The organism is Chitinophagales bacterium (genome assembly GCA_017303415.1).
GTDB lineage: Bacteria > Bacteroidota > Bacteroidia > Chitinophagales > Chitinophagaceae > SpSt-398.
Genome location: JAFLBJ010000002.1, coordinates 263,866 through 282,804 on the forward strand (window position 1 = coordinate 263,866; position 18,939 = coordinate 282,804).

Annotated in this window: 17 protein-coding genes and 1 tRNA gene; 13 read left to right on the plus strand and 5 right to left on the minus strand. The window is 46.9% G+C overall.

What is annotated here, in order from left to right:
* Position 1: 1 nt before the first annotated feature.
* From J0M30_14940 to secA, 4 genes are all read right to left on the minus strand, one after another.
* Positions 2-373 (minus strand): hypothetical protein, encoded by a 372-nt coding sequence (locus J0M30_14940; protein ID MBN8668792.1) that lies wholly within the window; start codon positions 371-373, stop codon positions 2-4.
* 57 nt (positions 374-430) lie between these two features.
* Positions 431-721, minus strand: a complete 291-nt coding sequence (locus J0M30_14945) for a helix-turn-helix transcriptional regulator (GenBank protein ID MBN8668793.1) — start codon at positions 719-721, stop codon at positions 431-433.
* Complete coding sequence (locus J0M30_14950; GenBank protein ID MBN8668794.1) at positions 702-863, minus strand: type II toxin-antitoxin system RelE/ParE family toxin; 162 nt, start codon at positions 861-863, stop codon at positions 702-704. The genes J0M30_14945 and J0M30_14950 overlap by 20 nt, the downstream gene beginning before the upstream one ends.
* 91 nt (positions 864-954) lie before the next feature.
* Positions 955-4,284: a preprotein translocase subunit SecA gene (gene secA, locus J0M30_14955; GenBank protein ID MBN8668795.1), complete on the minus strand. Its 3,330-nt coding sequence runs from the start codon at positions 4,282-4,284 to the stop codon at positions 955-957.
* Between the two features lie 223 nt (positions 4,285-4,507).
* Between secA and J0M30_14960 the strand changes: the two genes are divergently transcribed.
* The 10 genes from J0M30_14960 to J0M30_15005 all read left to right on the plus strand — a co-directional run bounded on the left by J0M30_14960 (position 4,508) and on the right by J0M30_15005 (position 16,127).
* On the plus strand, positions 4,508-5,203 hold the full coding sequence (locus J0M30_14960) for a hypothetical protein (GenBank protein MBN8668796.1): 696 nt from the start codon (positions 4,508-4,510) through the stop codon (positions 5,201-5,203).
* Positions 5,204-5,336: 133 nt separating this feature from the next.
* A complete protein-coding gene (locus J0M30_14965) occupies positions 5,337-8,471 on the plus strand; it encodes a VCBS repeat-containing protein (GenBank protein ID MBN8668797.1) in 3,135 nt (1,044 codons plus the stop codon).
* A 159-nt stretch (positions 8,472-8,630) separates the two neighbouring features.
* Positions 8,631-9,512 (plus strand): ATP synthase F1 subunit gamma, encoded by an 882-nt coding sequence (gene atpG / locus J0M30_14970; GenBank protein ID MBN8668798.1) that lies wholly within the window; start codon positions 8,631-8,633, stop codon positions 9,510-9,512.
* A 41-nt stretch (positions 9,513-9,553) separates the two neighbouring features.
* Positions 9,554-10,276, plus strand: a complete 723-nt coding sequence (gene scpB, locus J0M30_14975; protein MBN8668799.1) for an SMC-Scp complex subunit ScpB — start codon at positions 9,554-9,556, stop codon at positions 10,274-10,276.
* 69 nt (positions 10,277-10,345) lie between these two features.
* Positions 10,346-11,572, plus strand: coding sequence for a diaminopimelate decarboxylase (gene lysA, locus J0M30_14980; protein MBN8668800.1), 1,227 nt, complete (start codon positions 10,346-10,348; stop codon positions 11,570-11,572).
* Between the two features lie 66 nt (positions 11,573-11,638).
* On the plus strand, positions 11,639-13,210 hold the full coding sequence (locus J0M30_14985; GenBank protein ID MBN8668801.1) for a peptidase C1A papain: 1,572 nt from the start codon (positions 11,639-11,641) through the stop codon (positions 13,208-13,210).
* Positions 13,211-13,221: 11 nt separating this feature from the next.
* A complete protein-coding gene (locus J0M30_14990) occupies positions 13,222-13,701 on the plus strand; it encodes a DUF4442 domain-containing protein (GenBank protein ID MBN8668802.1) in 480 nt (159 codons plus the stop codon).
* Entirely contained in the window at positions 13,698-15,101 is a 1,404-nt protein-coding gene (locus tag J0M30_14995) for an MBL fold metallo-hydrolase (GenBank protein MBN8668803.1), read from the plus strand. Before J0M30_14990 ends, J0M30_14995 begins: the two co-directional genes overlap by 4 nt.
* A 153-nt stretch (positions 15,102-15,254) precedes the next feature.
* Positions 15,255-15,827, plus strand: coding sequence for a DUF4136 domain-containing protein (locus J0M30_15000; GenBank protein MBN8668804.1), 573 nt, complete (start codon positions 15,255-15,257; stop codon positions 15,825-15,827).
* 228 nt (positions 15,828-16,055) lie between these two features.
* Positions 16,056-16,127: transfer RNA gene (locus J0M30_15005), tRNA-Glu, on the plus strand.
* A 31-nt stretch (positions 16,128-16,158) separates the two neighbouring features.
* Here J0M30_15005 and J0M30_15010 read toward each other — a convergent pair.
* Entirely contained in the window at positions 16,159-16,719 is a 561-nt protein-coding gene (locus J0M30_15010; GenBank protein ID MBN8668805.1) for a helix-turn-helix transcriptional regulator, read from the minus strand.
* Between the two features lie 306 nt (positions 16,720-17,025).
* Here J0M30_15010 and J0M30_15015 point away from each other — a divergent pair, with 306 nt between their 5' ends.
* From J0M30_15015 to J0M30_15025, 3 genes are read left to right on the plus strand one after another with little or no spacing between them, the layout of a single operon-like run.
* The gene (locus J0M30_15015; protein MBN8668806.1) at positions 17,026-17,271 is read left to right on the plus strand and encodes a hypothetical protein; all 246 of its coding nucleotides are present in this window, start codon (positions 17,026-17,028) and stop codon (positions 17,269-17,271) included.
* The gene (locus J0M30_15020; GenBank protein MBN8668807.1) at positions 17,268-17,879 is read left to right on the plus strand and encodes a DUF4255 domain-containing protein; all 612 of its coding nucleotides are present in this window, start codon (positions 17,268-17,270) and stop codon (positions 17,877-17,879) included. The genes J0M30_15015 and J0M30_15020 overlap by 4 nt, the downstream gene beginning before the upstream one ends.
* The gene (locus tag J0M30_15025) at positions 17,876-18,931 is read left to right on the plus strand and encodes a hypothetical protein (GenBank protein ID MBN8668808.1); all 1,056 of its coding nucleotides are present in this window, start codon (positions 17,876-17,878) and stop codon (positions 18,929-18,931) included. Before J0M30_15020 ends, J0M30_15025 begins: the two co-directional genes overlap by 4 nt.
* Positions 18,932-18,939: the final 8 nt, after the last annotated feature.

The window sequence follows — 18,939 nt, forward strand, 5'->3', positions numbered from 1 at the left end:
TTTATACATGTTGATCGATCAGGATCACATTTCCATCCGGGTCTTTCAGGAAAATATGAGCGGGGCCGGTGGTAGTAGCATCGGCTTCGGCATCGAGGGCAATACCGGAGGCTTTCAACTGCGATTGGATGACCCGTACATCTTCAAACTCATCGAGTTTTTGGGCGTTCTGGTCCCAACCCGGATTAAAGGTCATAAGGTTTCCTTCAAACATTCCCTGGAACAGTCCGACAACTGCATTGCCATTTTTTAACACGATCCAGTTTTGTTCGATATTCCCACCCTTAAAGGTAAACCCGAGATTTTCATAAAAGGCCTTGGAAGCATGAATGTCTTTCACGCTGAGGCTGATGGAGAAGGCGCCGAGGTGCATAGTATTTTGTTTTAGGGAAGTTACGGAAAGAGCCGCGAACAATCCTTCAATGGCGAATTATACCAAAATGGACAATTTGATCCTCCCTTCGAGTCCAATTTCTACAATTTTCTGTAATGTTGACATCCTTACCTCTTTGATATTATTCTCAATTTTTGAGATATAAGATTTTGTTGTTCCTACTTTTTCAGCCAATTCTTCCTGAGTAAGGCCCTTCTTCTTTCTGGCCATTTGTAGCAGAGCACCCATACGAAAAGTCTCATATTCAGTCTCATATGCATCTCGTTTTGGGGTACCTTTTTTCCCAATATGCTTGTTTTTCAGATCCTCAAGAGTGAAGGTTTGCATCCTTTTCGATTTCATATTGTTTTTTTAATCTGATTGCTTTCTTTATTTCCTTCCAAGGTGTTTTTTGAGTTTTTTTCTGAAATCCATGAAGGACAATGATCAACTTGTCTTTTTCGAAAAAGCAAACTTTTTTCACCGCCAAATTAAAGAAAAAAAGTTTCTCTAAAGAGAAACTTTTTCCACGACTTTATTCTGTGTTTATACGAAGTTCATTGGGGGTAGGAAATTAAAGCCTAAGCCTCTTTCCCATGACAATGCTTGTATTTCTTTCCGCTACCACAGGGGCAGGGATCATTTCGCCCGATCTTGGGACCAACCTTGACGGGTTCGTGTTTTACAGCGGCCCCACCGGTAGATGGATCATAATAATCTTTTTCATTGGCGCCATAATCTTCACCCGCTGCTTCCACTTCGGCTTTATTGGCCCGCATCCGGCTCATGTCCGTTTTTTCCTGACGGCCTTCTTTTAACTGGGCTGTTTCTTCCTGTACAGGCAGACCGGCATGACAGAGGAAGGAAACGATATTACGGTTCACTTCCGCATCCATGATCTTGAACAGGTTGAACGCTTCCACCTTGTAGATCACCAGAGGATCTTTTTGCTCCAGGTAGGCGGTTTGTACACTTTGTTTCAGGTCATCCATGGCACGGAGATGTTCCTTCCATGAATCATCGATCGTGGCCAGTGTGATGGTTCTTTCCAGCGCGTTGCAGAGTTCTTCTCCCTGACTGTCGAGCATTTTCTGCAGGTTGGTAAGGGCGTTGATGCCTTTGGTGCCATCGGTAAAAGGAACGACCACATTTTCGATATGGCGACCCTGTGTTACCCGGATATTTTTAAAGACCGGCATCGCCTGGGTCTTGAGTTCATCTTTCTTGCGTTGATAATGAGAAGTCGCTTCCAGGTACAATTTGTCGGTGAGTTCACCGGCATTTCCACGCAGGAATTCTTCTTTTTCAATGGCGGTATCAATACCGAAATTGACGATACAATCCAGTTTGAACCCATCATAATCTTCCTGCTCTTTGTAGGCATTGACCAACCCTTCTGCTACGATCGAGAAGGCATTGTCGATATCCAGCGCGAGACGTTCGCCAAAGAGTGCGTGTTGTCTTTTGCCATAGATCACATTCCGCTGCTTGTTCATGACGTCATCGTACTCGAGCAGGCGTTTACGGATACCAAAGTTATTTTCCTCCACTTTTTTCTGTGCTCTTTCAATGCTCTTGGTGATCATGCTGTGTTGGATCACTTCGCCTTCTTTGTACCCAAGCCGGTCCATGATCGAAGCGATACGTTCACTACCAAACATCCGCATCAGGTCATCATCCAGGGCCACATAGAACAGGGAAGACCCGGGATCACCCTGACGACCGGCACGACCACGCAACTGGCGGTCAACCCGCCGGCTTTCATGGCGCTCGGTACCAATGATGGCCAATCCACCTGCTTCTTTTACACCAGGCCCCAGTTTGATATCGGTACCCCGACCCGCCATGTTAGTGGCGATGGTAACGGCACCGGCCAATCCGGCTTCGGCAACAACCTGTGCTTCGCGACTATGTTGTTTGGCGTTGAGTACATTGTGTGGGATCTTTTTTACATGGAGCATTTTGCTCAACAGTTCACTGATCTCCACGGAGGTGGTGCCCACCAGCACCGGGCGGCCTTCATTACGGAGCCGCTCGATCTCATCAATGGCTGCTTTGTATTTTTCCCGTTTGGTTTTAAATACCATGTCCTGCTCATCTTTACGTACCATGGGCAGGTTGGTGGGGATGGTTACCACATCGAGTTTGTAAATGGTCCAGAATTCACCGGCTTCTGTTTCGGCTGTACCGGTCATACCGGCCAGTTTATGGTACATCCGGAAATAATTCTGGAGGGTAACCGTGGCATAGGTCTGCGTAGCGGCTTCGATCTTCACGTTCTCTTTGGCTTCAATGGCCTGGTGAAGTCCGTCGCTGTAGCGGCGGCCTTCCATGATACGACCGGTTTGTTCATCCACGATCTTAACCTGTCCTTCGATCACAACGTATTCCACATCTTTTCCAAAGAGCGTGTAAGCCTTGAGCAATTGCTGCACGGTATGGATACGATCGGCTTTGAGCCGGAATTCATTGAGGGCTGATTCTTTTAACTGGAGTTTTTCATCCGGTGTGGCCTCGGTCTTTTCAATTTCTGCGAGGCGCATACCGATATCGGGCATCACAAAGAAATCAGGATCTTCCCCGGCACGGGTAAGCATCTGGATTCCCTTATCGGTGAGGTCCACCGAATTATTTTTCTCATCGATATAAAACAACAGTTCCTCGTCGATCCGTTTCATCTCCTTCTGCTGATCGGCGAGATAATAGTTCTCGGTCTTCTGCATTTTTACCTTGATACCGGGTTCACTCAGGAACTTGATCAGGGGGCCGTATTTAGGTAAGCCTCTGTGCGCGCGGTAAAGCTGCATGCCTCCGCCTTTGGGGTCATCATCTCCTTCGGCCATTCGCTTCTTGGCTTCATTCAGGCAATTCCGGGCAATCTTTTCCTGTGCCTCTACCAATTGTTGTACACGAGGCTTAAGGATATGGTATTGCTGGTCATCACCACGGGGTACCGGACCAGAGATGATCAGGGGAGTACGGGCATCATCGATCAATACAGAGTCGGTTTCATCCACCATGGCATAATGGTGTTTGCGTTGTACCATCTCATCGGCATTGTGTACCATGTTGTCGCGGAGATAGTCAAAGCCAAATTCGTTATTGGTCCCGTAAGTGATATCGGCCTGATACGCTTTTCGGCGATCTTCGGTATTTGGTTGGTGTTTGTCAATACAATCTACGGTGACTCCCAGCCATTCAAAGATGGGGCCGTTCCATTCCTGGTCACGACGGGCCAGGTAGTCGTTCACGGTTACAATATGTACCCCTTGTCCTGCCAGGGCATTCAGGTAAGCGGGCAGGGTGGATACCAGGGTTTTACCTTCCCCGGTCGCCATTTCGGCGATCTTTCCCTGATGCAGTACCATACCACCGATCAACTGCACATCATAATGTACCATGTTCCAGGTGATCAGGCTTCCGGCCGCACTCCAGCTATTGCTGTGAATGGCTTTGTCGCCTTCGATCTTTACATAATCTCTTTTTACACTCAGGTCACGATCGAGTTGGGTGGCGGTCGAGGTTAGCGTAGTATTTTCCTTGAACCGGCGAGCGGTTTCTTTAACAACGGCAAAGGCTTCCGGAAGAATGGCTTCCAGGATGGCCTCTGTCTCTTCATCTCTTTTCTTTTTCAGTTTATCCACTTCCTGATAGATCGCATCCTTTCCCATCAGGTCATTGAAGGCCAGGCTTTCCGCTTTGGCATTCTTTTCTGCGATCTCTGCATCGATCGGTGCCAGGTGGGCGGCAATTCGTTCACGGAATTCGTTTGTTTTGGCACGCAGTTGATCGTGGCTAAGGCTTTGGTAGGAATTAAAATATTCGTTGATCCGGGTTACCTGGGGCCATAGGCTCTTAACGTCCTTCTCCGATTTACTCCCTCCAAATAGCTTTGAAATGAAACCGATCATAATTACGGGTTATTGGGTATTTGCTAAAAATTTGATTTTTAAGAATTTTACCCGGTCAAAAAGGGTGCTATATTTTGAATCAGGCCATTTTGACAGAGGAAAGCAAAGATAGGAAATTGGTCAGGGTTTCGGGGAGGCAGGAAACACTCCACAACCCATTAATTTTCATGTTTTTTTAACGTACTTTACCCTCATTCCGGGTATTCATAGGAAATAATAACTTATGCGCGCTACCATCATCCCTTTCCTGGCCCTCCTCCTTCTTGCAGGGGCCTCTTGTACCAGCAGCGAAATTGGCAACAGTAAGGACGTAAACCCCGATGCCGTTTTCTTTGACTATAAAATATGGTCGGAGGAAGGGAAGGAGGATGCTGTTGTTAAATTACAATACCGGATGGGTGGACCGGATGGTACCACCCTGGTTTTAAATGAACCCAGTAAGGTATTCGTGGATGGAAAGGAACTTCCCGTAGACAGTACCAAATTTGAAGGCGCCTATTACGAATTTGTTCAGCCCCTGGCACAGTTTGCCGGAAAACATACCATTCGGTTTATAGACCTGAACGGAAAAGAATTTAAAGAGGAATTTGAGTTCAGGCCTTTTTCACTTGACCCCGATATTTCCGACACCATTTCCCGGTCAGACCTGGTTTTTTCTTTTAAAGGGTTGGAAGATGGTCAGCCCGTTCAGGTCTGGATGTCGGATACCTTATACTCCAGTAATGACATCAACCAGGTGGACACTATACGTCAGGGAAAGATCATGCTTTCAAGTGCCCGATTATCCGATCTGGCACCCGGACCTGTACATCTTTTATTTACCTGGGAATCGGAAAAAGTATTGAATGAAACTTCCCGGGAAGGCGGTCTGCTTCGAAAAACATATAGCCTGCGGCGGGAAATTGAGCTGAAAGATTGATAATTCGGTAGGTAATATTATTTTTGACCGCAATACGACCGATCTTATCCTTTTTTGTACTTGCTTTCTGTGCCCAAAACTAGAAGATGTCAAGACGACGGAGGTTTAAGTAGGCAAACCAAAAACCTCTTTCATGAAGCGCGTTCTTACTGCAGTCCTTGGCCTGTTCATGTCTCAACAGGTCTTTTCTCAAGCACCTGTTATTTCTTCCTTTTCCCCAACCTCCGGTCCCATTGGCACTAATGTAACCATCAGTGGGTCTAACTTTAGCACCACCCCGGGTGACAATGTGGTTTATTTTGGGGCGGTTAAGGGTACGGTACTTGCTGCTTCTGCTGGCAGCCTGACCGTTAAGGTTCCCTTTGGCGCCACGTATGAAAAAATATCACTGGTAAAAGGAGGATATGTTGCGGAATCTCAAACACCTTTTCATGTTATCTATCCGGGTGGAGGCCAAACCTTCACGTCCACTTCCTTTAGCAGTGGGCAGTCGTTTGGTGGGAACTCGGCGGTAACAGATGGCGATATTGATGGAGATGGCAAGATCGACCTGATCTATACCATATTTTTTCTAAACGATATTACGGTCATGCGCAACACCACGGTGGGTGCGCTTTCCTTTCAGTCTGTTTCTGTGGGGGGAACCATCCAAAACCCCATGGCCGTTGAGTGTGCGGATATCGATGGAGACAGCAAGCTGGATCTGGTGATTACCAGTCCGACCTTTAATGTGTTTCATGTTATGCTGAATACGAGTACGCCGGGTTCAGTTTCTTTTGCGGCTCCTGTTACTTTTGTTTCGGGAAGTACGCCCCGTGCAGTAGCCTCAGGAGACATCGATGGAGATGGTAAGGTGGATGTTATTACATCCAATGAGGGAAGTAACACGATCTCTGTGCTTCGGAACACCTCTACAATAGGGACTGTTAGCTTTGAGGCCAAAGTGGATTATGCCACGGGCGCTTCTCCGGAGGGCGTTAGCATTGGCGACCTGAACAATGACGGAAAACCGGATGTAGCGGTGGCAGGGAAAGATGTGGATAATGTACTGGCCTATCGAAATAACAGTACGCCAGGAACCATTGCACTTGGTAACCAGGTAGGTCTTGCCACCGGTGATTATCCATGGGGTGTGGAAATTGCAGACATGAACAATGATGGGTTGAAGGAGATCATCGTAAGTAACCTGGGGCCGAATACCATTACCGTTTTTCAAAACACCAGCTCTACCAACTTGTCCTTTGGCAGTGGAAATAGTTTTGCCACCTACTTTAGCCCTCGGTTGTTGGATATTGGCGACCTGGATGCGGATGGCAAACCTGATGTGGCCGTTGGTACATCCTCGAGCAGCAATTTTGTTTCTGTTCTGCGGAATACCAGCACAGGTGCTGTAATCAGTTTTCAGGATTATGTTTCTTATGCTGCAGGAACCGGGGCAGCCAGTGCCCTGATGGCCGACCTGAACAGAGATGGATTGTTGGATATTGTTTGTGGAAGTTCACAAGCGCCCTCTTATTCCATGACCATTTACCTCAACCAGTTGCCCATCAATACAGGTATCGTTAGCTGTCCGGTATTACTTTCTCCCGCTCACAATAGCATCAATAATCCGCAAGGGTATCCGCTGACTTTACGCTGGAGATCAGCTGCTGGAGCCACGAGTTATCGCTTACGGTTAAACCCGGGAGGGATAGAAACAGTTATCACGGATACTACATACACTTTTACACCAGCAGCCTTTACTTCTTATTCCTGGTCAGTTACCCCGGAAAACCTTACAGAACCGGGTATCTGTAACACCAATATATTTACCACCTGTCCGTCATACCCGAATACCTTCACTATTTCGGCGCAGAGTAGCACCACTATTTGTGGCAACCAACCTGTTCAACTGAATTTAAGTGTCAACACCTCGGGTATTCAGTGGTTCAAGGATGATGTACCGATCCAGGGTGCTACATCAGATTCTTATCTGGCTTCTGAGTCGGGTTCCTATACGGTTCGCACACTTGTGAGCGGATGTTATACTGAACCTACCAATGCAATAGTCATTAGTCAGTTACCTGCGCCGGCTAAACCCGCATTACAGGTAACGGGAAGTCCGACCTTTTGTCCGGGTGGTTCGGTAACCCTGGCTTCCAATCTGCCCAACGCATCCAATCAATGGTTCAGGGGCACCACCGCCATTTCAGGCGCTACGGGTGATTCCTATATTGCAACGGTATCGGGTCAGTATTATCTCCGGGTGACGCATCCAACCAACGGGTGTTTTAATTATTCCGATACATTGAATGTAACCGCCAATCCGGCACCGCCCCCTGCTGTGATCTTTGGCCCTCAAACAGCATCATTTTGCCAGGCAACAGGCTATGTGCTGGAAGCAAATAATGTGAATGGCAACCAATGGTACAGGAACGGGGTTTCCATTGCCGGGGCCAATGGGCAAACGTACATAGCGGGACAGTCAGGCGAATATTATGTGCGTTATACGTTTGCCTCCACAGGTTGTATCTCCGATCCCAGTGATACCGTAACACTCACGGCGATACCAAACCCTGCCACACCCACCATTAACCAAACATCAGGGCAAACGATCTGTGAAGGCGATAGCCTCTTGCTTCAATCCTCTTGGAATGGGGTCAACCAATGGTTTGTCAATGATGTCGCTGTATCGGGGGTTACAGGTAACCAGTATTATGCAAAAGTGTTGGGTAACTATAAGGTTCGGGCGCAGGAAGGAACCTGTAATTCCGGATTCTCTCCTGAAATTTTGGTTCTTACCAAACCGGCGGCTACCCAACCCGTCATTTCGGCTAATGGAACCATTTTAAGTGTACAAACAACTTATTCAAATTATCAGTGGTTGCTGAATGATGTGGCCATACCCGGAGCAACCGGGGCCACCCATACCATCGTTGCGCCGGGAACCTATAAAATGAGGGGAACCGCGGCCAATGGTTGTCAGAAGACCTCTGACGGGTTTAATTTCCTGAGCACGGCGGTCAATGAATTCAACATTGCAGGATATAAGGTCAATATTTATCCCAACCCGGTGACCAATAAACTGTACCTCCAGGCCGACCCGGGCACAGGGTTAATGAAGAAAATAACTGTGCAGATCTTTGATGCCAGTGGAAGGATGCTCAAACAGACCCGGTTGAATATTGGGCTGAATAGCCTGGAAATGGCCGAACTGCCCCAAGGGCTTTATACCGTGCTTCTGCTGAGCGATACCGAACGCCGGGCCGTATCCATTATGCGACAATAAACGCCTCATAATTAACGAATAAGGTCCCGCATTGCGCGGGACTTTTTTTTCGGGGATAAGTCCCATGCCCTTGTTATGGAATTTAGCCCGGAACACCTTAGTTTTGCGGCCTGAAAAATAGGCAGTTAAAAGGGGTAAACCCCATTATAACGATACACCATGGCCGGACAACTTAAAGAGGTAAGGAACCGAATCAAATCGGTACAAAGTACCCAGCAGATCACCAAAGCGATGAAGATGGTAAGCGCCGCCAAGCTGCGTCGCGCACAGGATGCCATCATCCAAATGCGTCCCTATGCCCGAAAATTGCAGGATCTGTTGAGCAATATCGTGAGTGGGTCGGATGCTGCTGCAGGTGGAAACCTGGCCGTTGAACGTCCGGTGGAAAAAGTGCTCATGATCGTCATTACCAGTGACCGTGGCCTTTGTGGTGCCTTCAATGCCAACCTGATCAAATTGGCCAAATCCACCATCGCTGAAAAATACAGTGAGCAACATAAGAAAGGCCAGGTTACGATCTGGGCCATTGGGAAGAAAGGGTATGAGCATTTTGTAAAGAATAAATACAAGGCCGACGATACGTTCAAGGATATTTTTCACCACCTCAGTTTTGAATCCGTTCAGGTATGTGCACAGGCGGCAGTAAAAGCCTTTGAAGAAAAAGAATTTGACCGCGTCGAGATCGTTTATTCCGAATTCAAAAATGCAGCATCCCAGCGTTTTGTGGCCGAGCAGTTCCTCCCCATTCCAAAAACAGAAGGAAAGGCAGGAGGCCCTAAAGCTGATTTCATCTTTGATCCTCAAAAGGACCAGTTGATCGCGGAACTCATGCCCAAGATCCTCAACACCCAACTGTACAAAGCCGTACTGGATTCCAATGCATCCGAGCATGGCGCCCGTATGACCGCCATGGACAAAGCCAGCGAAAACGCCAATGAAATGTTGCGGTCGCTGAAAATATCGTATAACCGGGCCCGTCAGGCTGCGATCACCACCGAACTTACCGAGATCGTTAGTGGCGCTGCCGCCCTGCAACAATAAGGCGATCACCCCGGTGAGCGACCTGAAATCATTAGAATAATATGGAAATTACCCATCTCATACCCCATATAGAGGCCCTTATTTTCGCCAGTGATAAACCACTGACAACCCTCGACCTGACGGAACTCCTCAATAACGCCTTTGGCTTTATGGAGGAAAAGGTCACACTCGACCAGGTAGAATCAGCCCTCGATGGAATCGTGGAAAAATACAATGCCGAATTCTATCCCTTTGAAGTGCGAATGAGCGGGGGTGGATGGCAATTCCTGACCAAAAGGGAGTTCCACAAAACCGTAGCCCAACTGAATGGCGATAAGTTTTTGAAAAAATTGTCAGGTGCCGCCATGGAAACCCTGGCGATCATTGCCTACAAGCAACCTATTACCAAAGGCGAGATCGAATCGATACGTGGAGTGAACAGTGATTATACAGTTCAGAAGTTATTGGAAAAAGAACTGATCATCATCTCTGGCCGGAATGAGAAGATGCCCGGTCATCCGCTTGTGTACGCCACTTCCAAAAATTTCATGGATTATTTCGGGATCAATAGTGCCGAGGACCTGCCAAAGATCAAGGAAGTACTTGCCGAACAACTGGTGGAGCCAACCCTGATCCGTCATGCGGATGCGCAGGAAATGGAATCTATCATGGAAAAACCCCTTGAAGAGGTAAGTCCGGCGATGATAGTGAATGAAACCGGCGAATTGTTAAGCAGTCCGGAAGATAACAACACCGAACCCGGAGGAGACGAAACGGAATCCTGATCTTTTTAATTCTATTATTTGTCTGCCATCCTCCAAAGGGATGGCATTTATTTACCGTATATTCACTCTATGCTTTATAGCCTGAACCATGACCAACTGAACGCCATCGCCCAACGTTTTGGCACACCGGTCTATGTTTATCATGCCGAAAAAATAAAGGAACAATTTCAAAAACTCGATCACGCTTTTCAGGGTTGTAATGCCCGCTTCTTTTTTGCGTGCAAGGCACTCACCAATATCAATATCATCCGCTATCTCGATTCCATTGGCTGTTCTATTGATTGCAGCAGTATCAACGAGGTAAAACTTGCTCTGCATGCGGGTGTAAAACCTGCCAATATCCTGTACACTTCCAACGGGATCGATTTTTCAGAGATCAAGGAAGCCGTTGACGCCGGTGTACATATCAATATTGACAGCCTGTCCAACCTGGAAAAATTTGGCAAGAAATATGGCCGCAAAAATGGTATCGGTTATCCGGTGGGTATTCGCGTACGACCCAATATCATGGCGGGAGGAAATATTAAAATTTCAACAGGGCATGACCGGAGTAAATTCGGCATTCCTGTTTCCCAGCTTGATAAAATACTTGATGCCGTTAAACAACAGGATATCTTCATTCGGACACTTCACCTGCATACCGGAAGCGATATCGCCGATGCAGAAATCTTTGTCAAAGGTTTTGAAGTTTTATTTGACCTGATCCCCTCCTTCCCTGAACTCGAAGTGATCGATCTGGGCGGAGGATTCAAAGTGCCGTATAAGCCAGGGGAGAAGTCGGTGGACCTGGACAGGCTGGCGCAAAAAATCAAATCTTCGTTTGACGAACACCGTAAACCCGGTGAAAAAGCCCTTGAAATATGGTTTGAACCCGGAAAGTTCCTGGTCAGTGAATGTGGATATTTTATAACCCGGGTCAATGTGGTCAAGGATAATGGTGACCAGCTTTTTGCTGCGGTTAACAGCGGGCTTAACCATCTGATCCGCCCGATGATGTATGATGCATACCATCACATTGAGAATATCTCCAATCCAGATGGGGAGAAGAAGACCTATATGGTGACAGGTTATATCTGTGAGACAGATAATTTTGCCACGGACCGTGACCTCCCTACCATCCGGGAAGGCGACCTGCTTGTAATGTACAATGCCGGGGCTTATGGATTTGAAATGGCCTCCAACTACAATTCACGGTTCAGACCGCCAGAGGTTTTGGTCAAAGACGGACAGTTTTTCCTGATCCGCGAAGGCGACCATTTTCAGGACCTAATACGTAAGCAGATCAAGGTCATTTAATCTTTACAAATTAAGATTTAGGCGTACATTTAGTTTGAACAAAATCTATTTGCCATGCCTATCCGAATGACAGACGACCCCAACCAGCCCCAGAACGATTTTAACGATAATAGTGGTGGTGGAGGTCGTTCCAATTTCCCCGGTGGGGGAGGTGGGGGACTCTTTAATCTATTGCCTCTTTTGTTAGGGTTATTTAAAGGAAAAGGAATTATCCTTCTCCTGGTGGTCGCAGCCGGTGCTTATTTTTTGATGAATAAATCCGGAGGCTGTAATGTCGCCCAGATCGCCAGTCTTTTTTCCCAAAGCGGATACAGTTTCAATCCCGACGAATTCAACAAAGCCTCCGTATACGAGGAATTGGATGAAACCAATCCTAAGAACGCATTACCCGAAGCGGTTTCGCTGTTGAAATTTGCTCCCCAACGTCTCAACCAGGGGCAGCAGGGAAGTTGCGTGGCCTGGAGTTCTGCCTATGCGGCCCAGACCATTCTCACCGCTGCTGCAACAGGGACAGATCCCAATTCCATTCGATTCAGCCCATCCTATCTGTACAATCAGATCCGGTTGGATGGGTGCCAGGGTTCCTATTTGCAAAGGGCCATGGAAGCCATGTCACGCAATGGAGGGGTACCCCTTAGCCAGTATCCCTATAATGAAAATGATTGCGAACGCATGCCCGGTACGGCCGATATTCAAGCCGGGCGCGAGAATAAGATCCATGGATTTACCCGATTGACAAGTGGGGATAATATCAACCAGATCAGTGTGCGCGCCATCAAAGAACATTTGGCCAAAGATGCACCTGTTGTCATCGGCATGATGGTAGGTCAAAGTTTTATGCAACCCATGATTGGACAGGAACTTTGGCAGCCACAGGGTATGGATGCTTCGCAAAACGGAATGGGCGGCCATGCCATGTGTGTGATAGGATATGATGACAGTAAATATGGTGGTGCCTTCCAGATCATGAACTCCTGGGGCTCTGAGTGGGGAAAGAACGGAGTAGGCTGGGTGCGTTATGGTGATTTCAAAAATTATGTTCGCGAAGCCTATGGCATTGACCCTTTGCCCAAACGCACGGCTGTTTCCAATATTCCGCTGGAGTGCACTATCGGTTTAGTTAAGAATGATGACAAACAACATATCGAGCTGCAAAACAGTGGGACAAATTATTTTCAGACCATTCGTCCCATCCGCGTTGGGACCCGGTTCAAAATGGAGATTGAGAACCAGACTGAATGTTACATCTATATTTTTGGCCAGGAAGTGAACGGTACCAGCTTTGTGCTTTTTCCCTATATTAAACCCAACGAAACACTTTCCAAACATTCCCCCTATTGCGGGATCACGGGATATCGGCTTTTTCCCCGGGCACAATCCTTTGAAGCGGACTCGATCGGTACACGTGACCAAATTGCGATTGTAGTGAGTACAACGGAACTTGATTATAATAATGTCAACCAGGCGATCAGCGCCAGTACGAGGTCTGATTTTTCAGGAAAGGTGAACGAGGCCCTTCAATCCCTTCAGATCCGATCGGTGAGGTTCAACAGCACACCCGAAGGTTCGATCCATTTCCGCGCCGATGCCAATGATAATAAAGTGGCTGTTGCGATCGTCGCCTTTGACAAGCAGTAAAAGAGAGATTCATGGAGGCATTCATCAAATTGGTACGGAACCGATGGAAGTTTGGGTTCTTTCTATTCTCCAAACTTCCTGCCGCCTGGTTAGCGGGTGTGCGTGTAAAACATTTGGAGCCGGCGAAAGCCGAGGTGACCGTGCCTTATAAATGGCTTTCCCAAAACCCCTTTCGGTCCACCTATTTTGCCTGTCTGAGTATGGCGGCTGAAATGAGCACAGGGTTATTGGCGATGGGACATACCTACCAGCGAAAACCGTCGGTTTCCATGCTGGTAGTTAAATTGGAAGGGGATTTTTTTAAAAAAGCCACCGGGCTTACAGCTTTTACCTGTGAAGATGGAGATAAAATAAAAGCGGTCATCGAAGAAGCCATTTTGACCGGCGAAGCCCGCTCGGTGAAGGCAAAAACGGTTGGGAAGAATGATCTTGGGGATTTAGTGGCAGAATTTTATATCACCTGGTCTTTTAAGGCAAAACAAAAAATATGAAAATAGCATTTCACGGTGCGGCAAGAAGTGTTACCGGATCCAAACACCTGGTGACCCTAAAGAATGGGAAGAAGATACTCCTGGATTGTGGTATGTTTCAGGGAATGGGAAAAGATACCATTGGCTTAAACAGTCATTTCGGTTTCGAACCTTCCGAGGTGGATGTGATGGTGCTTTCACATGCGCATATTGATCACAGTGGGCTTATTCCCAAATTGGTCAAAGAGGGATATAAAGGAAAAATTTATTGTACACCTGCTACCAAGGACCTGGCTACCGTACTGCTCGAAGATTCTGCCGAGATCCAGGAAGGCGATGTGCGGTATGTGAACAAGAAAAGGGCCAGTGAGGGTTTGCCTTACATCCGGCCTCTTTATACCGTAGAGGATGCCAAAAAAGCGGCAGACCACCTTATTCCGATTGCCTATGATAAATGGACAACCATTGACCCCGATGTAGAGTTATTATTTACAGATGCGGGGCATATCATCGGGAGCGCCTGTGTCCATTTAAGGTTAAAAGAAAATGGAAATATTCGCACGCTGACCTTTAGTGGGGATGTGGGCAGGTACAGAGATGTCATTCTTAAATCACCCGATGAATTTCCGCAGGCGGACTATATCATTCTGGAATCCACCTATGGCAATAAGCTGCATGACATGCATATCACCACCCCGGATCAGTTATTACAATGGGTGGAGAATACCTGTGTAAAAAAGAAGGGTAAACTCATCATACCCGCTTTTAGCGTGGGTCGTACCCAGGAGATCCTGTATGCCCTTAATCAATTGGAATTGGAGAACCGGCTGCCCGACCTGGACTATTTTGTAGACAGTCCACTAAGTATTGAAGCAACCGAGATCGTAAAAAAATATCCGGATTACTTTAACCGGACCATTCAAAACGTTTTAAAGAATGATCAGGATCCTTTTCATTTCAAAGGGTTAAGATATGTGAAGTCCGTAGAGCAAAGCAAGATGCTCAATTTTCGGAATGAGCCTTGTGTGATCATATCGGCGAGTGGAATGGCCGAGGCCGGGCGTGTCAAACATCATATTAGTAATAATGTTGAGAACAGCCGTAATTCCATTTTGATGACCGGATATTGCGAACCCCATTCACTGGGTGCCCGTTTGCAATCCGGGAATAAGGAGGTTCGGATATTTGGGGTTACTCATGAGGTACATGCCGATGTGGGCGCCATCCGCAGCATGAGTGCCCATGGCGATTATGAGGATCTAAGCCAGTGGCTGGCCTGTCAGGATCCACGGTTGGTTAAGCGATTGTTTCTGGTGCATGGCGAGTTTGATGTACAGCAGGATTTCAAAAAGAGGCTATCGAAGAAGGGCTTTGCCGATGTGGAGATACCGGAGTTGCATTATGAGGTTGGGCTTGGCTGATTCTCTTAAACCACAGAGGCACAGAGAATTATTTTAACTCCTTGTAACTCCGTGTATTTGTGGTTTAGTCTTTCCCTAACAGCGCTTTCACATTTCCTTAGTAAACCCGGCCTGTTAATTTCCGTTTAAGAGGTGTACCAAAAACGGAAGATCATGAAAAACATATATTGGAATTGGGCCGGTGGGTTGATGATCGCTGCATTGGTGATGACAGGATGCGCCGCACCCGCTCATATTGAAAAAGACGATACCGTCAACTTCAACGAATACCGCTCATTTGGATGGTTAGAGTCCTCCAAGGACAAAAAGAACAGTTTGACGGAGAAAAGGATCAGAGAGGCGGTTACAGCAGAATTAATTAAAGCCGGCTGGAAACAGAATGAACGCCGGCCAGATGTGTACCTCAACTATGATGTGGTAGTGGAGAGAAATACCCGCGAGTCCAGCGATCCCCTTTATTCCACACCAACCACACGTTATCTCTATAATCCCTATACAAGAAGGGTAGTGGCAGTGTATTATCCTTCCCGGTTCATGGGATATGACCGTCGCGAACAGACTATACGTGAAGGAACCGTGACGATCAGTATGATCGATGCGGAAAGCGATAAAGTTGTTTGGCAGGGATGGACAACCGATGAGGTAAACAGCCGGAACCTGACCAGTAAGGAGATCAATGCCGCGGTGCGGAGTATTTTCAAAAAATTCGACCTGGCTAAAAAATAGTGTTACCCATCCCCCGGGATGTTTTTAGCTGGAAAACAAGATATACTGTATAGGACGGTTTGGAAGATCCACCATCCCCCCGCCAAGGCGGGGGGATTTTTATGATTGAACCTTTGGATACCCCCTGCCTGCTTTACTCCTTCTGTTACAGGAAATTAGGGGGCAACAAATTCCCAAAAACATTTTGAAAAAACAGAAACAAACCCCTATCTTTGCCGTCCCAAAAACGGCCCGTTCGTCTAAGGGCTAGGACACCACCCTTTCACGGTGGTGATACGGGTTCGAATCCCGTACGGGCTACAAAACCTCAGGCAACTGAGGTTTTTGCTTTTCAGGCAGGTCCGGAACTGGCATCCCTCATTTTAGAAATAAGTTCTGCCGTGTTTTTAGCCTTGAATTTCCGCTTCAGGTTTTTTTTATGTGTGATCACCGTGGTTTCGCTGATATAGAGTTTGGCCGCGATCTCCTTGGCACAGTATCCCTTTGAGAGCAGGGTGAGTACGTCTTTTTCCCGGCGGGTGGGATTTCCCGGATCTTTTTCACTCCAATTTGTATAGCCGGTTTCGGTTTGTTTAGATGCCCCGTTTTTTTGATGGGGGACAGATTCATCCCGGACGGTCCGGATCACCAATTCAGGTAATTTTTCAATCAGGTAAAACAGGCAGTTATACAATTGCTCATTTTGTTCTTCCAGTTCATTTACCCGCTGACGGATACGCGTAAGCGAAATGGAAGGAGCGGCACCCGCATTAAAAGGAGGTTCATCCAACATGGAGGATGGCAGGGTCACCCTTTCTGAACGATGACCAAGAAGATCCTGGAAGTCCCTGTCCCAGGTCTCTTTAATGGCAAGTTTAATTTGGTCGAGAATGACCGTATTCCCAGGAATCATACTCCAGGTTTTGTTTCAATGATTAATCAAATTTCTAATCCCGGGCCTTAAATGGATTTCATAGAATGAACTGCCTGTGGTGAGGAGTGAGACTTGCTTCTTCTAAATTAGAGGAATTTATATTTCCCTCCTTCTTCCTGTGGATAAAATCCTCATTAATGAGGAGATGTATACCGGAAAATACTACTTACAGGGTATGTAATTCTACCCATTGTTTACAATTATTTCATGATAAATGGGGATTGTCTTTACCCTGTTTTGTCGAATACATTTGGAATCAGCAATATGCCATCGATAAAAGGAATAATGGAAGGTCAAAAAGGCAAGGTTCCGGTAGCCGTGGTGGAAGCCATATCCAGGGATAAGGAGAATGCCATTCGATCTGTGATCGACAAAGAAGTTATTCGCCGGTTGCGCATTCAGAATAAAAAATTATTGGAACAGGTCTCCCGGCATAAAGAAGAATTGCGATCGAATCAGGAACGAAATGCACACTTACTGGATCAGGTAAACGAAATGCTTAAACTCTTGAAAAGTAATACCAAGGCATGACGGAAACAACATTGAGCTTTTTAAGCGCGCAGCTTAACAATTTTATTTTTCTTAAAGACCCGCTTAATTCTGCGGGTGCCCTGAATTCGCCAGTGGTATTGGACTCCATTGTGAACCAGAAAAATGAGCCCTTGCATACCGGGGGCGATTTTGTTTTCATGAACCTGGTCAATATTGAAGAAGAAACGGTGGGCAAATCCCAGTTACCCTATTTAAGGACGGCGGATGATAAACTGAATGTACAGAACCCAGACATCAAACTGAACCTGTATGTTCAGTTTTCCGCTTTTTCTGATTTGTCTACAGGAGGGCAAAACCCATATTCCCGTGCACTGAAATTGCTTGATCAGGTCATTCTTTTCTTTCAATTCAGAAACGTTTTTAATGCAAGCCATTATCCGGTGCTGGCAGCAGCCGGTATGGACAAGATCATTGTTGAACCGATCAGTCTCACTTTCGAACAGCTCAACCATTTATGGGCCACCCTGGGGGCAAAATACCTTCCCTCTGTTTTATATAAGATCAGGACATTAACATTCCGCGAAACCGGAATCACGCCGGAACAACCTCTTATCCGGGAGGTGGTGGCACAAGATTCTGCCATATGATCCGCCGGGGGTTTACCATATTATTCAATATTAAGCTCGAAGCCAGTTACTATTTTGGACAGGAGCCTTTTGCGGAGCTGGATATCATTCCAACCGATGAGACCCGGCGCGTAATGGATAAATACCGCTTATTGCACAAGTTGGTTGACAACGGGGTGATTGTTTTGTATGAAAATGACGGGCCGGGAAGTGTGGTGCCTATTTACCCGATTCCGGTAGCAGAGACCTTTAATTTTTTCCTCCGGGTCAGCAATCCCTCCTTTTGGATGTATGCCGATGTAAGGGGATGGAAAAAGGATAGCGTCTTCCTGTTGACCAATCCTTCCTTCAATTCAGTTGCCAATCAGGTATTGATACCTGCTGCTCCGCTGATCAACCCCATTGCCGCCTTTCCGATGAATTTCAGGTATCAAGTCACTTTACAAGCTGTATCCGGTCTGGTGGAGGTAAGAAATTCTGCAGGGCTATTAGTTCGCACTTACCTCGTCCGGCCCCTTGATCCGGCTGAACCGGCAGGGACCAGTATGGAAGTACCGGTTGACCTCACAGGGTTCAAAGAAGGTGTGTACCAGGTTCGGTATGTGAATAGCGGGGGTACTACGAATGAAAATGTTTTCTGCTCACCCAATCATAGCTCCGATAACCTGGCCGTGTTGCAAATGAATTATCAGACCGGCGCCTGGACCGGGGCCAATCCGGATCAACAATACCTGATCCGAATCGGTCACCGACAATCAAATTGGTTCTATGATATTCATATCCGTGACAATACCACCCTTGGATTACTGGCCAATGACCTGGCCATTCAGCATTTACCAGCCGGAGAACCACCCGTTGTATTCAATGCCATTCCTGCCTCTATTCCGCCTACCAATGATTACGTGCGTTTTCAATCGGCCGCCCAGGTGAACCATTGGAAAAGGCCTTTTCAGTTCAGACTGACCAATGGAGCCGGAACAAAGACCTATGTAGATGTACTGCCTCTCCCAGGCCCGCATGAAGTACAATGGGATGCCATCAATTTGTTTACCAACATTATCGTGAATATTTAAAACATTCC